The following is a 3,315-nucleotide window of genomic DNA, read 5'->3' on the forward strand; positions in this document are numbered from 1 at the left end:
TGTCGGTGACGATGAAGCCGTACCGCTGGGCCGCGCGCGCCACCATGCGGGCCACCGGGGTCAGCTGCAGCCGGTCCACGTCCAGGGTGGGGTCCAGCCGCAGCCGCGTGCCCTCGGGGATGGCGTGCGGGTCGGGGTTGCCCCCGTCGGTGCGCTGCGCCGGCCAGCTGGTGAGCGGCCACTTCGCGGGGTAGATGATGGCCAGCCCGAGGGCGTGGTTGATCTCGCCGCGGCGGGCGTCGTCCACCCAGACCGTTCCCGCGGACATCGCCAGGCCGCTCGCGCTGGCCCCGAAACCGCCGGAGAAGTAGCCGGGGCTGCGCGAGGCGCCGTCGATGCGGCCGCCCCAGCACGCGCTCCAGCCGTCCGCGGTCCGCCGCGCCTGCCAGAACTCCCACAGGCGGTCCTGCGACGGGGAGTAGATCGTCAGCTGCCCGTCGCTGCCCGGTGAGGGTTCGGCGTCCGCGGGGATCGGGACCCCGGTGAACTGCCCGCCGGGGCCCAGCAGGCCCGGCGGGACCCACCCACGGCGCTGGCAGTCGTGCCAGGCGACGTCGACGGGGGGCTGCTCGGGCCCGACGGTGTACCAGCTCGCGGTGAACCGGTCGACGTTGAAGGCCGCCACCCCGCCGTAGTTCGGCTCGATCTGCGCGAGCAACCCGGCGACCTTCTCGGCGGAGTCGGCGGCCACGGGGGCGTCGGTGATGTCCGCCCGCCACACGCTGGTGGGCCCGAAGGGGTAGTCCGGCGCCACGGGGGCGGCCTGCGCGGCCGGCCCGCCCTGCGGCCCCTCCCCGGCGGGGGGCCCACCGTCCCGCCCGTCGTCCTGGCGCAGCAGGAGGACCCCCAGCACGACCGCGACGAGCGCCCCCACCGCGGCCAGGACCCACCCGGGCCGCCGTGCGCGGGCGTCGCCGCGCTGCTGCCCGCCCCGCCGCTGTGCGACGAGCTCCTCCACGTCGTCCAGGTCGTCCCCCCGTCCTCGCGCACACCCGGTGCCGGCGCCGGCGCGGAGTGCGGCGATCGGCTGGCTCCGAACGGGTGAGCGATCACGCACCGTCACGTGCCGGTGATGTTACGTGCTGCGGCATCGGGAGGACCAGGGCGTGGGCCGCAGGGGTCGGTTCACGACGCAGCGTCAGCACCGCCGCGCCGATCGGGTGGTCGCGCCCCCCGCGCGGCGCAGCCGCCTTCAGCCCACCCGTGACCCGCGCCGAAGTCCTCGGTGTCAGCACCACGCACGAAGACACGCACGAAGACACGCACGAAGACACGCACGAAGCACGACGGTGCCGCACGGATGCGGCGCCCCACCGAGGACGAGGAGCGTCGCAGATGTTCGGAACCCGTCGCCTGTTCGCGGCCCTGACGGCGGTCGCCGCCCTCACCGCCGTCACCGCCGCCGGGGTCGAGGAGGCGGACGCCGCGACCGGACGCTCCCCCCTGGTCAGCCGGGGATCGCGCGCCCACGCCACCCCGCCGGCGAACACCGGCGCGCTGTCCGTGCTGAACCCGCGCGGCACCATGTTCGGGCCGGCGAGCGTCTGGCGCCAGGACGTCCGCACCGCCCCGCTGCACGCGAACTCCGCGGCCATGGTCGCCAACGTCGCCAAGCAGGTCGCCGACCACTACGGGGGCGTCGCCGCGTTCAACGCGCACCAGTACGGGACCAGCGTCTACACCGTCCCCGCGAACACCCCCAAGGTCGACGTGCAGTGGAACAACTGCTTCAAGTGGAACTGGACGCCCACCGGCCTGCTCGGCCCCGGCGGGCAGTTCTCGCAGGTCCCGATCCCGGCGAACGCCATCCCGGCCGCGGGCACCGACAAGCAGATCACCATCTACTCCCCCGAGACGGACCAGCTGTGGGAGCTGTGGATCGCCGAGAAGGTCGACGGCCGCTGGCGCGCCTGCTGGGGCGGTCGCATCGACCGGGTCTCCACCAACCCCGGGTACTTCCTCGGTGGTTTCGGGGTCAGCGCCAGCGGCCTGGCGCTGGCCGGCGGGGTCATCGGCATCAAGGACGTGCAGTCCGGCAGCATCGACCACGCCATGCAGCTGCAGCTGCTCGAGGCCGCGCAGTGGAACAACTTCAGCTGGCCCGCCCAGCGCAGCGACGGCAACGGCAAGACCGCCGACGCCGTGCCCGAGGGGACGCGCCTGCGCCTGGACCCGGCGCTGGACGTGGAGTCCCTGCCGCTGCACCCCATCGCCAAGATGGTCGCCCGCGCCGCCCAGAAGTACGGCTTCATCGTGACGGACCGCTCCGGCGCCGTGGCCGTGGTCGCCGAGGCCCCCGGGGCCGCGATCCAGGCCACCGGCGTGGACCCGTGGAAGAAGCTGACGGGGGGCACGCCCGACTACGCCGTCATGAAGGGTTTCCCCTGGGACCGGCTGCAGGCCCTGCCCAAGGACTGGGGCAAGCCGGCCAACGCCCCCCGCTGACCGGGCCGCTCACCCGGTGGTCGCCAGCGGCCCGCCGGCCCGCGCCGCCCGGCGCAACCGCATGACCTGCAGGAGGGTGGGCCAGGTGTGGGGCCTGGCGGCCAGCCACCCCCCGTGCCGGGCGAGCCCCGCCAGGTCGCGGTCGCGCTGGGCGGCGCGCAGGTCGTCCCACCGCAGCTTGCTCATCGCCCGGTCCACGTCGCGGTGGGCGGGCAGGACGCTGCCGTGGGCGCGGGCGATGACGTCCTCCACGCAGCGACGCATGAGGTCGCGGTCGTGGATCGACTGCTCGGCGTGCTCGTGGTAGGTCACCGAGGGTCCGCTGAGCGCCACACCCGAACCCCGTTCCAGCAACCGCACCCACATGTCCAGGTCCTCCGCGCGGGGCAGGGGTTCGAACAGGCCCGCCTCCACCAGGGCGGCGCGCCGGGCCAGCACCCCGGAGGTGACGACGAGGTCGCCGGGGCTCAGCAGGCTCAGCGGGGTCAGCGGCACCGGGTGCGGCAGGGGGTTGCCCAGGACCCGGCCCCGCGTCGACTCCGCCGGCGCCGCGACGAGCACGTGCCGCCCCGCCCGCTGCACCAGCCGCTGCAGGTGGTCGGGGCGCCACTCGTCGTCGGAGTCGCAGAACGCGATCCACGTGGTGCCCGCGGCCCGGATCCCGTGGTTGCGCGCCGGGCCGATGCCCTCGTTGGCGGGCAGCTCGATCACCGTGGCGCCGTGGCGCCTGGCGACGTCCGCCGTGCCGTCGGTGGAGCCGTCGTCGACGACGACCACCTCGCGCGGGCGCAGGGTCTGGGCGGCGATGCTGTCGAGGGAGCGCGTGATGAGGTGGGCGCGGTCCTTCACCGGCATCACCACGGTCACGTC

2 protein-coding genes and 1 pseudogene are annotated in these 3,315 nt (G+C 75.0%); 1 reads left to right on the top strand and 2 read right to left on the bottom strand.

Features of this window, described 5'->3' with window-relative positions:
• Positions 1 to 958 (bottom strand): annotated as a pseudogene (locus tag ABEB16_RS12025) (hypothetical protein); the annotation flags it as partial.
• 377 nt (positions 959 to 1,335) lie between these two features.
• Here ABEB16_RS12025 and ABEB16_RS12030 point away from each other — a divergent pair.
• Positions 1,336 to 2,445 carry a DUF4124 domain-containing protein gene (locus ABEB16_RS12030; RefSeq protein ID WP_345712488.1) on the top strand — a complete coding sequence of 370 codons (1,110 nt, stop codon included), beginning with the start codon at positions 1,336 to 1,338 and terminating at the stop codon, positions 2,443 to 2,445.
• Positions 2,446 to 2,454: 9 nt separating this feature from the next.
• Here the strand turns inward: ABEB16_RS12030 and ABEB16_RS12035 are convergent.
• On the bottom strand, positions 2,455 to 3,315 hold an 861-nt coding region (locus ABEB16_RS12035), incomplete at its 5' end, for a glycosyltransferase family 2 protein (RefSeq protein ID WP_345712489.1).

This window comes from Kineococcus glutinatus, assembly GCF_039542765.1.
GTDB lineage: Bacteria > Actinomycetota > Actinomycetes > Actinomycetales > Kineococcaceae > Kineococcus_A > Kineococcus_A glutinatus.